We start from the raw sequence: 18,600 nt of genomic DNA, 5'->3' as shown, positions 1-18,600 counted from the left end.
CCGCCTCAAACCCGCCCAGATGCCCGCCCACGTCGCCATGCGTGCCGGGGAACCAGACCTGCTCGACCCGGCCAGAAAACCCATCGTGCGAGGTCCAGAGCACCGGCGCATAGGCCACGCGCGTCTCGTCATGGGCCAGCGCGTGATATCCGTGCAGCACGTCCGGGCCCAACTCATGGTTGTGAAAGCCGTGTGCCCGTCGGGACAACCGCCAAAGGACGGGCGCGTTTAGCCCCAGTGCCTTGACCGTATCCCAGACGGCAATCGTGTCGATTTCCACGCCTCGGTGGCAATATGCGGCGCTGAAGGCGCGCGCCTCCTCACTGTTCGGGTCGGTTTCATAATGACGATAGGCCGTGCGCACCGCCTTTCTTGTGCTGTGATTGGGGCGCAGCAGCCCGACCAGGTTCATGACCCCGGCCAGCGAACGCACCGCATAGGCGCCGCGTGAATAGCCCAGCAGAAAGATCCGGTCACCGGGCCTGTAGCGGGCCGAAAGCCAGCCGTAGGCCCGCCTGATCTGCCGGTTGATCCCCCGGCCCGCAATCACATCCCAGATGGATCGCCAATGGGTCCATTGCAGCCCCGGCTCATAATAAAGCGACAGCCCGCCATTGTTTTCATGCAGCAGCCCATAGGCCTGCCCGGCATTGGTCCGGCTGGCCGGCTCCAGCGACGACAGGGTGCCGTCCAGAACGATCACATGGGTCGCACGCTGAGGTGCCACCCCTTCGGGTTCATTCTGCCGCGAGTTTGGCACCGTTCAACATCTCCCAGACCCGATGCGGCGTGAAGGGCATATCTGCCTGTCGCACCCCCTGCTCCCAGAGCGCATCCTGAACCGCATTGGCCACAGCGGCCAGCGCGCCCACGGTGCCCGCTTCGCCGCAACCCTTCATCCCCATGATGTTGGCTGTGGATGGCACCGGCTCCGACACAAAGCTGATATTGGGAAGATCGGCGGCACGGGGCAAGGCGTAGTCCATGAACGACGCCGTGAGCAATTGTCCGTCCTCGTCATAGACGACACGTTCCTGAATCGCCTGGCCGATGCCCTGGGCGACACCGCCATGCACCTGCCCTTCGGCCAGCATCGGGTTGATCAGATTGCCGAAATCATCGACCACAGTATAACGCTCGGTGGTCACGACACCGGTCTCGGGGTCCACGACAACCTCTGCCACATGCGCCCCGTTGGGAAAGCTGCGCGCCGGCAGTGTCGCGCGTTCGTGATGGGTCAGCAGGTCATCGCGGCCTTTGTCGCGGGCCATTTCAGCCACTTCCATCATGGTGGGGGTCATGTTCGACCCCTCGGCGCGGAAGCGTTCATCGTCAAAGCTGATCTCGCTTGCGGGCACGCCCATCTCTTCTGCCAGAAACGCCGTGAACGCCTGCGTTATCGCCGTCACGGTGGCCAGTGTCGCGTTGTTCTGGGTGGTGACGGAACGGGACCCGCCCGTGCCGCCGCCCTGCGCGATCAGGTCGCTGTCGCCCTGCACCACGTCGATCAGATCGGCGGGAATACCCGTCTGATCCGACAGGAACTGCGCATAGACCGTTTCATGGCCCTGCCCGTTCGACTGGGTGCCGACCAGAATCGTGACGCGGCCGTTCTCCTCGAAGACCACCTTGGCGCCTTCGGAAGGGTCGCCCAGAATGCTCTCGATGTAATAGCACAGCCCCTGCCCGCGCAGCAGCCCGCGTCTCGCATCCGCCGCCTTGCGCGCCTCGTAACCATCGCAGTCAGCCTCCTGGGCGATGCGGGTCAGCAGGCGATTGAAATCACCCACATCATAGGTCTCTCCGGTGGCGGACTTGTAGGGGAACTGGTCGGGCTTGATGAAATTGATCCGGCGCAGCTCCCAGGGGTCGATGCCCAGTTCCCGCGCCGCCCGGTCCATCAGACGCTCCAGCACATAAATCGCCTCGGGCCGTCCCGCGCCGCGATAGGCGTCCACGGGCACAGTGTTGGTGAAATACCCCTCCGCCTGCAACCAGGTGGTCTGCACGTCATAGACGCCCATCAGAACGCGGCTGAACAGGGTTGTCTGGATATGCTGGGCAAACTGCGAGTTATAGGCCCCGAGGTTGCAGCGCGTCCGCACCCGGTAGGCGGTGATGCGGTGGTCAGCGTCAAAGGCGAATTCCGCAAGGCTGGTCAGGTCGCGCCCGCCGTTATCGCTCAGCATCGCCTCGGTCCGGTCCGACATCCAGCGCACCGGTCTGCCCAGCGCCCGCGCCGCCTGGGCCGCGCAGAAATATTCATTGTAGGTCATCGACTTCATGCCAAAACCGCCGCCGGTATCGGGGTTGGTCACGCGCACCTGCTCATCCTCCAGACCGAAGGCAGTCTTGAGAAACCCCTTGTGCACCCAGACACCCTGCGCGTTGTTGGCGACATGCAGACGCCCGTCGGTCCACTCCGCATAGCAGCCGCGCGGCTCCATCGAATTGACGATGATACGGTTGTCTTCCACATCCAGGGCAACCGTCCGCGCAGCCGCGTCAAAGGCCGCCTGCGTGGCCGCTTCGTCGCCCATGCCCCAGTCGAAGGCCCTGTTGTCGGGCGCTTCCTCGTGCAAAGCCTCGCCGCCCGGATGCAGGTCAATCTTGGCGGGCAGATCGTCAATGTCGAGCATGACAAGCTCTGCCGCATCGCGCGCCTGCGCCAGCGTGTCGGCGATCACGACAGCGACGGGTTCGCCGACATATCTGACCCTGCCCTTGGCCAGCATCGGGCGCTGGGGGGCCGCCCCCTTGGTGCCATCACGGTTTTCAACCAGGGCACCGGACATCGAGATATCCATGCCTGCCGCTTCCAGATCGGCACAGGTCAGGACCAGGTGAACACCCTCTGACTGCGCGGCATCCGAGACATCCAATTCACTGATCACGCCATGCCCGACCGAGGACCGCAGGAAATAGGCATGCAACGCACCCTCCGGCGCGATGTCATCCACATAGCGCCCTTCGCCCATGAGAAACCGCATGTCTTCGGTACGTTTGACCGGTTGGCTTTTTCCGAATTTGTCCATGGTCGGTCCTTTTGGTGTGTCTGTGGGTGAAACAGATATAGGACAGATATCGGTTGTCCAGCCCAACCCGCACCCCGACACCGACAGCACATGGGATGCAGAGGGCGGAGAGAAATATTTGGGCATGAAGAAACAGAAAAACAGGAAAACTCTGACCTTTCCGGCGGGATCCGGCATTGCAGTACGGGCGGGAGCGCCGATGGCCGTGCATGAAGAATGGATGCCGCAGATTTCGGCCCGGCCCATGACGCCGCCGGGATCGGGGCGCTTCCCATGCTTCATCATGCCAAAGATACTCGATCCAATCCGACCCCGAACACGGACCGCGCGTTCGCCATTCAGGGACGGCCGTCGGGGCAAGTTACACCCCGGCGCAGGAGCAACTTACCGCCACCCTTTCCCTTCACCGCATCCTCCGCTAGATCAGCACCCAAACGACGACAGGATGGATCAGCATGGCCCTCGACAAGACATTCAACGCCCAGGACGCCGAAAAGCGCCTCTATGCCGCATGGGAACAGGCGCAGGCCTTCAAGGCCGGGGCCAATGCCAGCGAAGGTGCTGAGACCTTCTCCATCATGATCCCGCCCCCCAATGTCACCGGCGTGCTGCACATGGGCCATGCCTTCAACAACACTTTGCAGGACATTCTGGTGCGTTGGCACCGGATGCGCGGGCATGACACGCTGTGGCAACCGGGCCAGGACCACGCAGGCATCGCCACCCAGATGGTCGTCGAACGCAAGCTGGCCGCCGAAGGCAAGCCACCGCGCCGCGAATGGTCGCGCGAGGAATTCACTGCCGAGATCTGGAAGTGGAAAACGCAATCCGGCGGCACGATCATCGAACAGCTCAAACGGCTCGGTGCCTCCTGCGACTGGTCCCGCAACGCCTTTACCATGTCCGGCGCGCCGAATGCGCCCGAAGGCGAAGAGGGCAACTTCCACGATGCCGTCATCAAGGTCTTTGTCGACATGTACAACAAGGGCCTGATCTATCGCGGCAAGCGGCTGGTCAACTGGGACCCGCATTTCGAAACCGCGATCTCCGACCTCGAAGTCGAGAACATCGAAGTCGACGGCCACATGTGGCATTTCAAGTACCCGTTGGCGGGCGGCGCAACTTACGAATATGTCGAGAAGGACGAAGACGGCAACGTCACCCTGCGCGAGACGCGCAACTATATCTCCATCGCCACCACACGCCCTGAAACCATGCTGGGCGACGGCGCGGTTGCCGTTCATCCATCGGATGAACGCTACGCACCAATTGTCGGAAAACTCTGTGAAATTCCGGTCGGCCCGAAAGAGCACCGCCGCCTGATCCCGATCATCACCGATGAATACCCCGACAAGGATTTCGGTTCCGGCGCGGTCAAGATCACCGGCGCGCATGACTTCAACGACTATGAAGTCGCCAAGCGCGCGAATATCCCGATGTACAATCTGATGGACACAAAAGGCGCGATGCGCGCCGACGGCAAACCCTATGCCGAGGAAGCCGCCGTCGCCCAGGCCATCGCCAATGGCAAGCAGGACTTCACCGAAGGCTCCATCGCCGCCATGAACCTGGTGCCGGAAGCCTATCGCGGGTTGGACCGTTTCGAGGCCCGCAAGCGCGTGGTCGCGGACATCACCGCCGAGGGCCTCGCCGTGATGATCCCCGGCCCCATCGACGACAGCGACGGGCGGGTCTGCTCTGCCACCGACGACATTCCGCTGGTCGAGGCCAAGAAGATCATGCAGCCCTTCGGCGACCGCTCCAAGGTCGTGATCGAGCCGATGCTGACGGATCAGTGGTTCGTGGACACCAAAAAGATCGTCGGCCCCGCCATCGACGCCGTGCGTTCGGGTGAGGTCGAAATCCTGCCCGAACAGGACAAGAAGGTGTATTTCCACTGGCTGGAAAACATCGAGCCCTGGTGCATTTCGCGACAACTTTGGTGGGGGCATCAGATACCGGTTTGGTATGGATGGGACTTTGAGCCATTCTGCGCTCCAACCTTTCAAGAGGCAGCAAGTAAGGCCAAAAGCTACTATGAAAAAAAATATCCGCTCGCAGCCGTAGAAATTTCTGAAAATAACATTGACCTCGATGGGATGAAAGCTGAAGGGATAGCGGCAGGTGTAACTCCCGGCGTAACCTTCGATGGTTCGTCTATAGAAACGGCGCAAACCATTGAATTTAGGCTTTCACGCGACCCCGACGTCCTCGACACCTGGTTCTCCTCCGGCCTCTGGCCCATCGGCACCCTCGGCTGGCCCGAACAGACCGAGGAATTGCAAAAATACTTCCCCACCTCCGTCCTGATCACCGGCTTCGACATCATTTTCTTTTGGGTCGCCCGGATGATGATGATGCAAACCGCCGTGTTGGATCAGAGCCTGCCCCTGTCGGAGCGGGTGCCATTCAAAACCGTCTACGTCCACGCCCTCGTCCGCGACGAGAAGGGCAAGAAGATGTCAAAGTCACTTGGCAATGTGCTCGACCCGCTGGAACTGATCGACGAATACGGCGCTGACGCCGTGCGCTTCACGCTCACCTCCATGGCCGCCATGGGGCGCGACCTGAAACTCAGCACCGCGCGCATCGACGGCTATCGCAAGTTCGGCAACAAGATCTGGAACGCCACCGCCTTTGCCGAACGCAACGGCGTGCTGGAGGTGCCGCACAGCGACACGCCCCCCGAAACCACGCTGACCGTGAACAAATGGATCAAGGGCGAGATCGCCAAGACCCGCGAGGCGCTGGATACGGCCCTGACCCAATACCGGTTCAACGATGCCGCCAACACGCTTTACGCCTTTGTCTGGGGCACCTTCTGCGACTGGTATCTGGAATTCACCAAGCCGATCTTTGACGGTGACGACGCGGGCGCCATCGCGGAAACCCGCGCCACCTATGGCTGGGCACTGGATCAATGCCTGATCCTGCTGCACCCGATCATGCCTTTTATCACCGAGGAACTGTGGAGCCTCAAGGACCGGCCCAAGTTGCTGGTCCATGCCGACTGGCCGACCTACACGGTTTCGGAATTGCTCGATGACGAGGCCGACGAGGAACTGAACTGGGTGATCTCGCTGATTCAGAACATCCGCTCGGCGCGGGTGTCCATGGGCGTGCCCGGCAGCCTCAAGGTGCCGATGGTCTATACCGAGATCGACGCCGCGGGCCTGCTGGCATGGGAGCGCAACCAGGACCTGATCGCGCGGCGCGCCGGTGTCGAAAAGCTTGAAAAGGTCGATACCTTCCCAAAGGGCACCGCCTCCATCCCGGCGCGCGCTGCTACCCTTGGCCTGCCGCTTGAAGGGATCATCGACATCGCCGCAGAGAAGGCGCGCCTGCAAAAGTCGCTGGACAAGCTGGGCAAGGAGATCGGGGGCCTCAGGGGACGTCTGAACAATCCCAAGTTCGCCGCCTCCGCCCCCGAAGAGGTCGTGGCCGAGGCGCAAGCCAATCTCGACGCCCGGCAGGAAGAGGCAGACCAGCTTCAGGCGGCCCTCGACCGGCTGGCGGAAATGGGCTGACCCCCTCTTTCATTGTTCTGACAAATACACATGCGCGCGCCATCGCCCTGGCGCGCGTTTCATGTTTCCGGCGCAGCGGTTATTTGAAAACCGCAGTACGTTTCCCGAATTCAGCCGCCACCACTTCCATCTGATGCGGCTTGCCCAGCAGGGCGGCCTGCTCGCGCGATTCCGCCTCCAGAACCGCCGCCTCACCGGCGACCTCTGCCAGTGAAATCAACCGCTTGGCCGCCCGTACTGCCGATGGGCTTTTGCCCGCAATAACCTCTGCCAGCGCTGTCGCCGCCGCCAGCGGGTCCTCGGCCACTTCGGTTACCAGCCCCCAACGCTCCGCCTGTGCGGTGCCGATCGGCTCTGCCGTATAGGTCAATCGCCGCAGCACGTCGCTGCGTACCAGTTTCGGCAGCAAAACCATGCCGCCCATGTCCGGCACGATGCCCCATTTCATCTCCATCACCGCGAATTTCGCATCCGGTGCCGCAATCCTGATATCCGCCCCCAGCGCCAGTTGCAGGCCCGCGCCAAAGCAGGCGCCATGGATGGCGGCGATCACGGGGATGTCCATGCGGGACCAGACCATCGCAACCTCCTGCCACTGGTTCGTGGTGCCGTTGCCATGGCTGCGCGGCATCAGCAGCTCTGCCGGGTCCTTTCCAACCATGCCCGACAGGCCCGAAATGTCGATCCCGGCGCAGAACGCCTTGCCTTCGCCCGACAGCACGACACAGCGCGCGTCCGACGCCGCAACCTCGTTTCCGGCAGCGATCACCGCGTCTATCATCTCCTGATCCACGGCGTTCATCTTGTCCGCCCGCGTCAGGCGGACAAAGGCGATGTGATTTTCATAGGTGATCGAAACGCGGCTCATGGCATCCTCCGGCAGGGTTTCTGACATTAGAGCGCAAGCCGCGCCGTCGCGCCAGCCCAACGCAGCGGCACCCCCGGCACCCCACATCTGCGCAGGGCCTCTTGCCCGGCGCGCCGCCGGGGCCTATCAAACCGCATGACAAACCTTCGCCTCACCCCGCTTGCCCAATCCCTGCCCGCCTCTGTCCCCTTCGTCGGGCCCGAAACCCAGGAACGTGCGCACAAGCGCCCCTTCACCGCCCGGCTGGGCGCAAACGAGAATGTCTTTGGCCCCTCGCCCCGCGCCCTTTCAGCGATGGCTGAAACCGGGCACTGGATGTATGGCGATCCCGAAAGCCACGATCTGCGCGCGGCCCTGGCCCGGCACCATGGGACGACGATGGAGAATATCGTGGTGGGCGAGGGCATCGACGGGCTGCTGAGCTATCTGGTGCGGCTTTTTGTGGCACCCGGTGATGCGGTTGTCACCTCCGACGGGGCCTATCCGACCTTCAACTACCATGTCGCGGGCTACGGCGGGGCGCTGCACAAGGTGCCTTATGTCGCAGATGGCGAGGACCCCGAAACCCTATTTGCCAAGGCGGCGGAAGTGGATGCCAAGCTGGTCTACATGGCCAATCCGGACAATCCGATGGGCAGCTGGCACCGGGGGGCCGACATTGCCGCCGCCATGGACAGTCTGCCCGAGGGCACCCTGCTGGTCCTTGACGAAGCCTATGTGGAGACCGCGCCCGAAGGCACCGCGCTGCCGCTGCCCTTCGACGATCCACGCGTCATTCGCATGCGCACCTTTTCAAAGGCTTACGGGCTGGCGGGCGCACGGGTCGGTTATGCGCTGGGACATCCCGAGTTGATCACCGCCTTTCACAAGGTGCGCAACCATTTCGGCATGAACCGCGCGGCGCAGGCCGGTGCGCTGGCCGCCTTGGAGGATGTCGACTGGCTGGCGCATGTGCAGGCCGAAATCGCCGCCGCCCGTGACCGGATCGCGGACATCGCGCGGCACCACGGGCTGACACCGCTGCCCTCGGCGGCGAACTTCGTCGCGATTGATTGCGGCCGGGACGGCGCCTATGCCAAGGCTGTGCTGGACGGTCTGGTCTCGCGGGACATCTTTGTGCGCATGCCATTCGCGGCACCGCAGAACCGCTGTATCCGCGTCAGTTGCGGCACGCCTGCGGATCTCGATGCCTTTGCCGCCGCGCTGCCGGGTGCGCTGGCGGATGCAGAAAAGGGCTGACTCAGCAAAATCGGGATATATACTTGCTGACGATCAAGCTGCGAGAGACCGATGCGCGATTCTCACAACCGGCCCGCCGCCCCGAACTACACACAGGCCTGCATCGTGATGTTCGGCATCAATCTGGCGTGGGTGCTGATGGCGATTTGGGCGATCTGGGGTCTGATCGCGGCTGGCGCATTGTGCTGGGGGGTGAACAAGGTGATTGATCGCATCGCCGCGGCACGGCAATAGGGGCGCGCGCGGCCACCGCGCCCCAGACACCCTTTCGAAAGGCCTGCCCCATGTCCTCCAGCCTCCGCATCGTGCTTTCCAGCGATCATGCCGCCATCAACCTGCGCCGTGCCGTCGCCGCCCATGTCACATCGCGTGGCCATGAGGTGGTCGACATCGGCCCCGAGACGCCCGAGAGCACGCATTACCCCGACCACGGTGCCGCAGCCGCGCGGCATGTGACATCGGGCAATTGCGCGCTGGGGATCGTGCTTTGCGGCACCGGCCAGGGGATCATGATGGCGGCGAACAAGGTTTCAGGGATTCGTTGCGGCGTCTGTTCGGACGTCTTCTCGGCCCGGATGATCCGCGCGCATAACGATGCCAACATGCTGGCCCTGGGGGCGCGGGTGATCGGCGATGGCGTCGCGCTCGACATTGTCGATGCGTTTCTCGACACCGCTTTCGAAGGTGGACGCCATGCCACAAGGGTCGACATGATCATGGCGCTGGAAAGTTAGGCTCTGGACCCATAAATCTTATATGCTCAGCGGCGATTTCACGAAATTTCAATGGTTTGGGGCGAGCAGCCAATCCCCTCTCGTGACATTTGCCATGCAAATGCACTGCCGGGCAGTGGTAGGTTCTATTTGCAAGCGACCCAAGACGTTGAAATGAAGTGAAATCGCCGCCCGTCGCTCCGAAGGAGCGCCGTGTTATGCTGGCACGCCTTCGGCGTGACGGGTTTGACGGATTTTCCCGCAGCCCATTGCCCGGCAGGGCATTGCGCAGCAATGTCCCGAGAGGAGGCGTCACATCTGATTGAAATAGAACCACTATTCCTGTGCAGATGCTTCTTGTCTGCGAAAAAATCTGGCAAACTGTGAATATAGAATTAATGGGTCCAGAGCCTAAGCGCCCGCGATCACATCTGCGGCCGCCTCCAGCGCGCCCGGCCCGTGTTCGACCTTCATTGCGCGCATCCCGGCCTCTATGCCACCCAGCAGGCCCATGATCATATGGCCGTTTGTGTGCCCCATGTGCCCCAGCCGGAAAAACCCATCGCGCGCCGGATCACCCGGTTCGGCCATCCCGAGCCCGATGCCAAGGGTCAGGCCCAGTTCCTGTTCAACCCAGCTGCGCAATTCGGTTGCATGCGGGCTTTGCAGGCGCAGGGCGGTCACAGCGCAACTGCGATAGGCCGGGTCGGACACGTTCATCCGGAAGGTTCCGGCGGTTGACCAGGCCTCGCAGGCGGCCCAGACCGCGCGGGCCAGCAGACGGTGGCGCGCCCAGACCTGTTCAATCCCCTCGTCGTGGATCATGGTGAGGGCGGTGCGCAGGCCATAAAGGTGGTGGGTGGGCGCCGTGCCGCCGTGGTATTGAAAGAATTCCTCCGGATGGGCGCGCGGGGTCCAGTCCCAGTACCAGCTGACGCGGGGCATTCTGGCCCGTGCCGCCTCTGCCCGGTCGTTGAAAAAGACAAAGGCCATGCCGGGGGGCACCATCAGGCCCTTCTGACAGCCCGTCACCATCACATCCACGCCCCAGGCGTCCATCTCGAAGACGTCACAGCCCAGCGAGGCGATGCAATCGGCCATCAGCAGCGCAGGATGCTGCACATCGTCCAGCACCCCGCGCAGGGCCGCGATGTCATTGCGGATCGAAGTTGCCGTGTCCACATGCACTGCCAGCACCGCCTTGATATTATGCGCGGTGTCGGCTTTCAGCGCCTCGGCAATGCGGTCCATGTCCATCGGGGACTGCCTGCCAAAGTCGATGATTTCCGTCTCCAGCCCGAGGCTTTTGCCCATCTGCGCCCAACCCAGGCCGAAACGCCCGGTGGCGGGGACCAGCACCCTGTCGCCGGGCTTAAGGACGTTGGACAGGGATGCCTCCCATGCCGCATGGCCGTTGCCGATGTACATGGCCAGGTTGTGATCCGTCCGCGCGATCCGTTTCAGGTCGGTGACCAGCCCCGGCATCATCTCTGGCAGCTCACCGGCGTAGATATTCGGCGCGGCCCGGTGCATGGCGCGCAGCACCGCGTCAGGCATCACCGACGGTCCGGGAATCGCTAGATAAGGACGCCCCTGCGCCGGTTTCGAGGTCTTTGCCATAAGGGTGCCTTGTTGTGGAAGGAAGGATCGGGCCGACACTACGCCCCCTTGATCCGGCGTCAATATCCCACCTGCCTTGCCCTGCCCCCGTGGGTTGCGTAGACAGGTCAGCAGACCGCCCCAAAGGAGCGTCAACGTCGATATGAACGATCAGACCTACACCTCGGGTGAGCTGTTGCGCTGGCTCTGGCGGGATTACCTGAAGAAACACACCAAGCTGATGATCGTCGCCATGATCTTCATGGGGATCGAGGGCAGCACGCTGGGTGCCCTGGCGCGGCTGATGGAGCCGATGTTCGACACTGTCTTTGTCGCCGGGGACCGCAGCGCGCTCAAGTGGGTTGGTCTGGTGCTGGTCGGCATCTTTGCGATGCGCGCCATTGCCGGGGTCATTCAGAAGGTCTTGCTGACCCGCATCGCGCAGCGCACAGCCGCCGACATGCGCATCGAACTGCTGGACAAGCTGATGGTTCAGGACGGCGCGTTTCACCAATCGCATCCGCCCGGTTTCCTGATCCAGCGGGTGCAATCGGATGTGAATGCAGTGGGCGATGTCTGGCGCGCAGTCATCACCGGCGCGGGCCGCGATGCCATTGGGCTGCTGGTGCTTCTGGGGGTGGCGATTTCGATTGATCCGGTCTGGGCTTTCCTGGCCTGCATCGGGGTGCCGCTGATGGTGCTGCCCGCGGTGGCCGCGCAACGCTTTGTCCGTCGCCGCGCCCGCGAAGCGCGGGATCTGGGCGCGCATCTGGCGACCCGGCTGGACGAAGTGTTTCATGGCATTGTCCAGATCAAGCTGAACGCGCTGGAAGAGTACCAATCGCGCCAATACCGCGATCTGACACGCAAGTTCATCACAACCGAAGTTCGCGCGGCCTTTGGCAATTCCGCCATACCGGGGATGATCGACATCATGTCCGGAATCGGATTCATGGCTGTGATCCTTTATGGTGGCAGCCAGATCATTTCGGGCGACAAGACAATCGGCCAGTTCATGACGTTTTTCACCGCCATGGGCTTCACCTTCAGTCCGCTGCGGCGGCTGGGCGGGGTCAGCGGGCTGTGGCAGACCGCAGCAGCCGCGCTGGAGCGGTTGAAGGAGTTGCTGGACGCGCCCCAGCGCCAGTCCGACCCGACGCACCCCAAGGCGCTGCCGCTGCCCGGCACCGACATTGTTCTGAAAGACGTCACCCTGTCCTTTGGCGAGGCCAGGGTGCTGGACGGTTTGAACCTGACCGCGATGGAAGGCAAGACAACGGCGCTTGTCGGGGCTTCGGGCGCCGGGAAATCGACGGTTTTCAACGTGCTGACCCGGCTCATCGACCCGCAGGAGGGCGAGGTCACCATCGGTGGCATTTCTGTCAAGGACGTGACCTTGGCGGATCTGCGCGGTCTTTTCTCGGTGGTGACACAGGAGGCGCTGCTGTTTGACGAGACACTGCGCGAGAATATCGTGCTCGGCCGAACGGATGTCAGTGACGCGCGCCTGCAGGAGGTGCTGGAAGCGGCCCATGTGGCCGATTTCCTGCCCAAACTCGAGCACGGGCTGGATACGAAGGTGGGGCCGCGCGGCTCTGCCCTGTCGGGGGGGCAGCGGCAACGGGTGGTGATCGCCCGCGCCCTGCTGCGCGATACGCCGATCCTGCTGCTGGACGAGGCGACAAGCGCGCTGGATGCGCAGTCCGAGCAGGTGGTTCAGGATGCGCTGGACCGGCTGTCGGCCGGGCGCACCACCATCGTCATCGCCCACCGGCTGGCCACCATTCGCAGCGCCGACCGCATCATCGTGATGGACCGGGGGCAGGTGACAGATGAAGGCACGCATGAAGAGTTGCTGGCGCGCGGGGGGACCTATGCAAACCTCTATCGTCTGCAGTTCGAGGACGGCAAGACGGTGTCGGACGCCCGAGGCATGCGGGCGCTGCGGGCCCGTGAACGGAGGCTTGCCCCTACCGCGCCGAACCTGCTGCAACGAATTGGTCAACGTCTGTTTGGCTGAGCCTTGCCATGGGTGATGATCCGGGTATCGCGGCCTGCCCGCGACTTTCGTTTGCAACCGGCCTGTCCATCGCGACCACCTGAAGCGCTTCGCCACGTCGGCTGTCTGGCTGAAAAAGACGACATGTCATGCAAGATATGTCTTCGATGACATGTCAAATATGACATGTCATTTTTTGATGCGCTGCGCGCCACGGCCTACCGTTGATACCTTTGAGCCAATTGCTCGGGGTCGCTGCCCGCGCAGTATCGTACCAAGGTCCAGAGATTGCGCGCCCCTCGTCTCAGCCACCCCTGGCGCTGGTATTTATCGGCGCTGGTGACAGCAAAGGCATCGAGCGCCGACAGCTGGCCCCGCAGGGCGCGCGCCATCGCCACATCCTCCATCAACGGGATGTCGGGAAAACCGCCGACCCTTTCGTAGAGTGCCTTTGAGATCAAAAGCCCCTGATCCCCATAGGGCAGCCCGAAACGGCTGCGCAGGTTGGCCCAGCCGCTGACAAGCCGCGCCGCCAGCCCGCCCTTGTCGAATTTATGGCGGCACCAGCCCGCGTGACTGCTGTTGCGCATGTGATGATGCATGCAATCGGTCCAGCCGGGTTGCAGCCGCGTATCGGCGTGCAGGATCAAAAACCAATCGCCCCCGGCCTGTGCGCATCCGCGACGCAGTTGCCCCCCCCGCGACGGCGCGCCTTGCAGAACCTTCGCGCCCCAGGCATCGGCCAGTGCGGCGGTTGCATCCTGCGACCCGCCGTCGCTGACAATCAATTCGCGGATCATCCCGGCCTCAAGCCCCTCCATCAGCGCCACCAGACAATCCGGCAGCACCTCGGCCGCATTCAGCGTCGGAATGATGACCGTGATCGGCGCGCGCATGTTCCCCCCTTTAGAACGCTGGACGGAAGCTATATGTCATGGCTACCGCAGAAAGGACACCGCAATGACAAACCGCCGCATCCTGCGCCTGTCGGGCAAGGACACCCGCGAATTCCTGCAAGGATTGATCACCAATGACATCGGCAAGCTGGAACAAGGGCCGATCTATGCCGCCCTGCTGACACCACAGGGCAAGTACCTGGCCGACTTTTTTGTCATCGGGCAAAGTGATGGCGCGGTGCTGCTCGACGTGGCCGACAGCTTGGGCGATATGCTGGTGCAGCGTCTGACAATGTACAAGCTGCGCGCCGATGTGCAGATTGACGAAACCGGATTGCACCTGCATCGCGGTATCGGCACCCCGCCGCCAGACGGCTACACCGACCCCCGGCATCCGCAGATGGGCTGGCGCGCCTATCGCGACCAGTCGCAAACCGATGACCAAACCGATTGGGACAGCCTGCGGGTGGCGCATCTTGTGCCTGAAACCGGTGTCGAACTGACACCCGATACCTTCGTGCTTGAGGTCGGGTTGGACCGGCTGAATGGCGTCGATTTCAGAAAAGGGTGTTACGTGGGCCAGGAGGTGACCGCGCGGATGCGGCACAAGACCAAGCTGCGCAAGGGCCTCGCACAGGTCGATGTCACAGGATCGGCCCCTGTGGGCACAGAGCTCTTGTCGGGCGACAAACCGGCGGGCTCTTTGCTGACCCAGGCGGATGGCAAGGCAATTGCCTACCTCAGGTTCGATCGCGCCACGGGCCCGATGACCGCAGGTTCAGCCCAGGTCACATGGACCGGGTCAGAATCAGATACGTCAAATTAAGGGGGTCTGGCCCCCGATCCGCGACGTTTTGCATTGCAGCTGCAGCATAACGTCGCGTCACGGGGCCGATGCTTCAGGCGCGTTCGACGTATTCCATCGTCTCTGTATTGACCACGATATCCTCATCCTGGCCGACAAACGGGGGCACGGAAACCTTCACACCGTTGTCCAGAATTGCGGGCTTGAAGGAGTTGGCAGCGGTCTGCCCCTTCACCACCGGCTCTGTCTCCACGATCTTGCAGACAACCTTTTGCGGCAGTGACGCGTTCAGCGCCTCTGCTTCGTGATACTCCACCACGATCATCATCCCGTCCTGCAAGAAGGGGCGGCGGTCGCCCAAAAGCTCTGCGGAAAGCTGCACCTGCTCATAGGTTTCGGTGTCCATCAAGACCAGCATCCCACTGTCTTCATACAAGAATTGCTGATCTTTCTGTTCCAGCCGCACACGTTCGACCTTGTCAGCCGACCGGAAGCGTTCGTTCAGCTTGGAGCCATTGCGCAGGTTGCGCATCTCGACCTGGGCAAAGGCACCGCCCTTACCGGGTTTCACATGGTCGACCTTGACCGCTGCCCAGAGGCCGCCGTTATGCTCCAGAACGTTGCCGGGGCGGATCTCGTTTCCATTGATTTTTGGCATTTTGCAAAACCGTCATAAAGGTTGATGTATGTTCACCGCATCCTATATCTGCCGTATCGGCTCCCTGCAAGGCGAGCGCGGCCTATGCTGCACCCGCGAAGGCCATGCGCTCACTGCATGGGAGACATGCGAAATATTGGTATCCGAATCGAGTGATATCCGTCATAAGAGGCCGCACGCCAAAATGACAAGAGCAAGAATAATGGAAAGGACGACGAGATGAAAGATTTCGTTGATGGCACCGCTTTCAATAACGAGCAAGGAAATCGGGCCAGGAAACTCTTCGCTGCCGTGGTACTGGCAGCGCTTGATGACGCGATTGCGGACGACAAGAAATACGGTAACGGACCAGAGCAGATTGCCCGCTGGGCGCGGTCTCGTGACGGGCGCGAAGTGCTGAGCTGTGCCGGCATCGACCCGAACGAACGCGTCGTGACCGGGCTCATGGATTTCGTTGGAAAAGGTGTTCGGACATCCGTCGCCCTGAGCCGTGAAGAATCCGAGCGGCGCAATGCTGCTCAGCAGGCCGAAGCGGCCTGATCCTCCCCCGCTATCAGAACCACATCAAACGCAGCCTCAGGGCTGCGTTTTTTTTCGGGCAGGCTGGGATAGGTCGATACCACATCCCCCTTTTCCACCCGCGCGAATTGCGCCAGTTTGCGCTCCAGTTGCAAAGGCGCAGAAATGACCAAAGCCATCATGATCCAGGGCACCGGCTCGAACGTGGGGAAATCCATGATCGTGGCTGGGCTGATCCGTGCCTGTGTGAACAGGGGCCTGCGGGTGCGCCCTTTCAAACCGCAGAACATGTCCAACAATGCCGCCGTGACCGAAGATGGCGGCGAGATCGGGCGCGCACAGGCGTTGCAGGCCCGTGCAGCGGGGGTGGCGCCGCATACGGACATGAACCCTATCCTGCTGAAGCCCCAGTCGGCCACGGGGGCGCAGCTGGTGGTTCAGGGCAAGGTGGCAGGCCATCAGGAGGCGGCGGCATTTGGAGCGAACAAACGGGCGCTGATGCCCCATGTGCTGGAGTCCTTTCACCGGCTTGGGCAAGGCATCGACCTGATCATTGTCGAGGGTGCGGGCAGCCCGGCAGAGACCAACCTACGCGCGGGCGACATCGCCAACATGGGCTTTGCAAACGCAGCGAATGTGCCGGTGATCCTGATGGGCGATATCGACCGGGGCGGCGTGATAGCACAGATCGTGGGCACACAGGCAGTCCTGTCCGCCAAGGACAACGCATTGGTGCGGGGCTTTGCCGTCAACAAGTTTCGCGGCGACCGCAGCCTGTTTGACGCGGGCCGTGATGACATCGCGCGGCGCACCGGCTGGCCCAGCCTTGGCGTGATACCCTGGTTCGACCAGGCCCACCGCCTGCCCGCCGAGGACGTGATGGACCTGCCCGCACGCGCGCGCTCTGGCGGTGCGGGCTGCGTGATCGCCGTGCCGCGCCTGCCGCGCATTGCCAATTTTGACGATCTGGACCCGCTGGCCGCCGAACCGGGCGTGGATCTGCGCATGATCATGCCCGGCAGCCCCCTGCCCGCCGAGGCCGATCTGGTGCTGCTGGTCGGCTCCAAGGCGACGATTTCCGATCTTGAGGCCTTTCGGTCCGAAGGCTGGGACATCGACCTGGCCGCGCATATCCGGCGTGGCGGGCATGTTTTGGGGCTTTGCGGGGGCTATCAGATGCTGGGCCGCAGGATTGCCGATCCGCATGGCATCGAAGGGCCACCATCGGAAGTGGCCGGGCTGGGGCATCTGGACATCGACACTGTCATGGCCCCGAAAAAACACCTGTCCCTCAAGACCGGCACCCATCCGGCAAGCGGCACAGCCCTTTCCGGCTATGAGATACATATTGGCGAGACCTCTGGCCCTGACTGCGCGCGGGGCTGGCTGACTTTTGACGGCATCCGCGAAGGGGCCACCAGCGAAGATGGCCGCGTTCAGGGATGTTACATGCATGGTATCTTTACATCCGACGATTTCCGCCGCGCCTATCTGGCGGATTTCGGCGTCGCCTCTTCCCACATGTTCGAAACCGGCGTGGACAAAACGCTGGATGCTCTGGCGGCGCACGTCGAACGTTTCATGGACGTCGATCTGTTGCTGTCCCTCGCCGGCGAGGTCTGAAGGCTATTCCAGTTCCTGCGCGGTCAAGGCGCGGTGGATTTCGCGCCGCACCAGCTTGCGCACGTTTCGGGTGATCCGTTCGCCCAATGCGCCCTGCAATTCGGCCCGCACGATTTCGCTGACCAGATCACGCAGCGCTTCCTCGTCCAGCACCTGGTCATCATCGCCAAATACGGGGCGTTCTTCGGCTGTTGACGCCTTGGCATCACCCGCCGCACCTGGCCGGTCCGTAACGGGACGATCCGGGCCCACATGTTCGTCCCCGCCCCGGTCGCTGAAGAAACTGGCGGCATCTGGCTGCTTGCCACGGTTTTCGGGAAGGTTGTGCAAGCGCGCGGTCGAAGCCGTCTGGTCCAGGTCATCTTCCCATGCCATTGCGGGCGCTTCTGTCCCGGAATATTCGCCATCGCCCGGAGAGTCAGGTTCCCAAGTGTCTGCGATATTGCCAATCGCGGTTTCCAGCGCTTCAATCTTGGCGCTCAGCGTGGCGGCCTGGGCGTCATGCTGCCCTGGCGCGGCACTGTCATCAGCATCCAGCCCCTGTACTGGGCTTTCATCCTCCTCCAGATCCCGAAATTCGTCATCGAACGAGCGACTGGCACGCGTCCCCTCGCCATCCTGGTCGGTATCATCGGCGAAATTATAGGGATCGGTTTCATAGTCGAGGGCCGGATCATCCAGATCCGTTTCGATCTTGTCGGAAACCGGATTTTCCGCATCGGTTTGCGCAGTGGAATAGATCTCATCATCTTCCGACGCATCGGCTTCGGGTTCCTTCCCGAGCACCGCGTCATCGGCTGAACCATCGCCATATGCCGCTTCGAACGCAGCATCCTCTTCGGACCAGTCCTGTGCCGTCGCATCGGCACTTTCGTCCGGCACCTCGGCCTCGGGTTCGGCAACACGCAAGGCGGGGGTCAACACCAGCCGGTCGGACACGACTGGCCGGGTTTTGCTCTGCAAAGGACGTTTGTCTTCGGAAACCAGACGGCGGATCGAAGACAGGACATCCTCCACCTCGGCATTTGTGACGGGGTCGGACATAGATTTTTTACCACTCATTCCTCGATCAGAGGTTAGCGCGGATCAGAGATTCTCACAATGGGGCGCTGAAAATTG

At 62.3% G+C, this 18,600-nt stretch carries 16 protein-coding genes; 8 read left to right on the top strand and 8 right to left on the bottom strand.

Going from position 1 to position 18,600, the window contains the following annotated elements; genetic code table 11:
* Both A8B82_RS16630 and A8B82_RS16625 read right to left on the bottom strand, forming a co-directional pair.
* Window positions 1-727: DUF2235 domain-containing protein (locus A8B82_RS16630; RefSeq protein WP_235604718.1), on the bottom strand; the 727-nt coding region annotated here is incomplete at its 3' end.
* 10 nt (window positions 728-737) lie between these two features.
* Entirely contained in the window at window positions 738-3,035 is a 2,298-nt protein-coding gene (locus A8B82_RS16625; protein ID WP_067294854.1) for a xanthine dehydrogenase family protein molybdopterin-binding subunit, read from the bottom strand.
* A gap of 455 nt (window positions 3,036-3,490) precedes the next feature.
* Here A8B82_RS16625 and A8B82_RS16620 point away from each other — a divergent pair, with 455 nt between their 5' ends.
* Window positions 3,491-6,562 (top strand): valine--tRNA ligase, encoded by a 3,072-nt coding sequence (locus tag A8B82_RS16620; RefSeq protein WP_067294851.1) that lies wholly within the window; start codon window positions 3,491-3,493, stop codon window positions 6,560-6,562.
* Between the two features lie 79 nt (window positions 6,563-6,641).
* Here A8B82_RS16620 and A8B82_RS16615 read toward each other — a convergent pair whose 3' ends face one another.
* Entirely contained in the window at window positions 6,642-7,430 is a 789-nt protein-coding gene (locus A8B82_RS16615; protein ID WP_067294872.1) for a crotonase/enoyl-CoA hydratase family protein, read from the bottom strand.
* A 135-nt stretch (window positions 7,431-7,565) separates the two neighbouring features.
* Between A8B82_RS16615 and A8B82_RS16610 the strand changes: the two genes are divergently transcribed.
* The 3 genes from A8B82_RS16610 to rpiB are packed head-to-tail and all read left to right on the top strand — an operon-like array spanning window position 7,566 to window position 9,403.
* On the top strand, window positions 7,566-8,669 hold the full coding sequence (locus A8B82_RS16610; protein ID WP_067294848.1) for a pyridoxal phosphate-dependent aminotransferase: 1,104 nt from the start codon (window positions 7,566-7,568) through the stop codon (window positions 8,667-8,669).
* Between the two features lie 51 nt (window positions 8,670-8,720).
* The gene (locus A8B82_RS16605; protein ID WP_067294846.1) at window positions 8,721-8,903 is read left to right on the top strand and encodes a hypothetical protein; all 183 of its coding nucleotides are present in this window, start codon (window positions 8,721-8,723) and stop codon (window positions 8,901-8,903) included.
* 50 nt (window positions 8,904-8,953) lie between these two features.
* Window positions 8,954-9,403 carry a ribose 5-phosphate isomerase B gene (gene rpiB / locus A8B82_RS16600; protein WP_067294844.1) on the top strand — a complete coding sequence of 150 codons (450 nt, stop codon included), beginning with the start codon at window positions 8,954-8,956 and terminating at the stop codon, window positions 9,401-9,403.
* Between the two features lie 390 nt (window positions 9,404-9,793).
* On the opposite strand, the gene A8B82_RS16595 is transcribed toward rpiB, so the two are convergent.
* Window positions 9,794-11,002, bottom strand: coding sequence for a pyridoxal-phosphate-dependent aminotransferase family protein (locus A8B82_RS16595; RefSeq protein WP_067294842.1), 1,209 nt, complete (start codon window positions 11,000-11,002; stop codon window positions 9,794-9,796).
* Window positions 11,003-11,144: 142 nt separating this feature from the next.
* Between A8B82_RS16595 and A8B82_RS16590 the strand changes: the two genes are divergently transcribed.
* The gene (locus A8B82_RS16590; RefSeq protein WP_067294839.1) at window positions 11,145-13,001 is read left to right on the top strand and encodes an ABC transporter ATP-binding protein; all 1,857 of its coding nucleotides are present in this window, start codon (window positions 11,145-11,147) and stop codon (window positions 12,999-13,001) included.
* 197 nt (window positions 13,002-13,198) lie between these two features.
* Here the strand turns inward: A8B82_RS16590 and A8B82_RS16585 are convergent, their stop codons facing one another.
* Window positions 13,199-13,876, bottom strand: a complete 678-nt coding sequence (locus A8B82_RS16585; protein WP_067294837.1) for a TIGR04283 family arsenosugar biosynthesis glycosyltransferase — start codon at window positions 13,874-13,876, stop codon at window positions 13,199-13,201.
* 64 nt (window positions 13,877-13,940) lie between these two features.
* Here A8B82_RS16585 and ygfZ point away from each other — a divergent pair, with 64 nt between their 5' ends.
* On the top strand, window positions 13,941-14,702 hold the full coding sequence (ygfZ, locus tag A8B82_RS16580) for a CAF17-like 4Fe-4S cluster assembly/insertion protein YgfZ (RefSeq protein ID WP_067294835.1): 762 nt from the start codon (window positions 13,941-13,943) through the stop codon (window positions 14,700-14,702).
* A 73-nt stretch (window positions 14,703-14,775) separates the two neighbouring features.
* Here ygfZ and efp read toward each other — a convergent pair whose 3' ends face one another.
* Window positions 14,776-15,339 (bottom strand): elongation factor P, encoded by a 564-nt coding sequence (gene efp / locus A8B82_RS16575; protein WP_067294832.1) that lies wholly within the window; start codon window positions 15,337-15,339, stop codon window positions 14,776-14,778.
* Window positions 15,340-15,558: 219 nt separating this feature from the next.
* Between efp and A8B82_RS16570 the strand changes: the two genes are divergently transcribed.
* Window positions 15,559-15,879 carry a DUF6280 family protein gene (locus A8B82_RS16570; RefSeq protein ID WP_008228933.1) on the top strand — a complete coding sequence of 107 codons (321 nt, stop codon included), beginning with the start codon at window positions 15,559-15,561 and terminating at the stop codon, window positions 15,877-15,879.
* Here the strand turns inward: A8B82_RS16570 and A8B82_RS24010 are convergent.
* Window positions 15,858-16,040 (bottom strand): hypothetical protein, encoded by a 183-nt coding sequence (locus A8B82_RS24010; RefSeq protein WP_138069791.1) that lies wholly within the window; start codon window positions 16,038-16,040, stop codon window positions 15,858-15,860. The genes A8B82_RS16570 and A8B82_RS24010 overlap by 22 nt on opposite strands.
* On the opposite strand from A8B82_RS24010, the gene A8B82_RS16565 reads away from it, so the two are divergent.
* The gene (locus tag A8B82_RS16565) at window positions 16,024-17,481 is read left to right on the top strand and encodes a cobyric acid synthase (RefSeq protein WP_067294829.1); all 1,458 of its coding nucleotides are present in this window, start codon (window positions 16,024-16,026) and stop codon (window positions 17,479-17,481) included. The genes A8B82_RS24010 and A8B82_RS16565 overlap by 17 nt on opposite strands.
* A 3-nt stretch (window positions 17,482-17,484) precedes the next feature.
* Here the strand turns inward: A8B82_RS16565 and A8B82_RS16560 are convergent, their stop codons facing one another.
* The gene (locus tag A8B82_RS16560; RefSeq protein ID WP_067294828.1) at window positions 17,485-18,525 is read right to left on the bottom strand and encodes a hypothetical protein; all 1,041 of its coding nucleotides are present in this window, start codon (window positions 18,523-18,525) and stop codon (window positions 17,485-17,487) included.
* Window positions 18,526-18,600 lie beyond the last annotated feature (75 nt).

The organism is Sulfitobacter sp. EhC04 (assembly GCF_001650875.1).
Taxonomy (GTDB): Bacteria; Pseudomonadota; Alphaproteobacteria; order Rhodobacterales; family Rhodobacteraceae; genus Sulfitobacter.
This window is presented reverse-complemented; position numbering and strand designations above follow the sequence as displayed.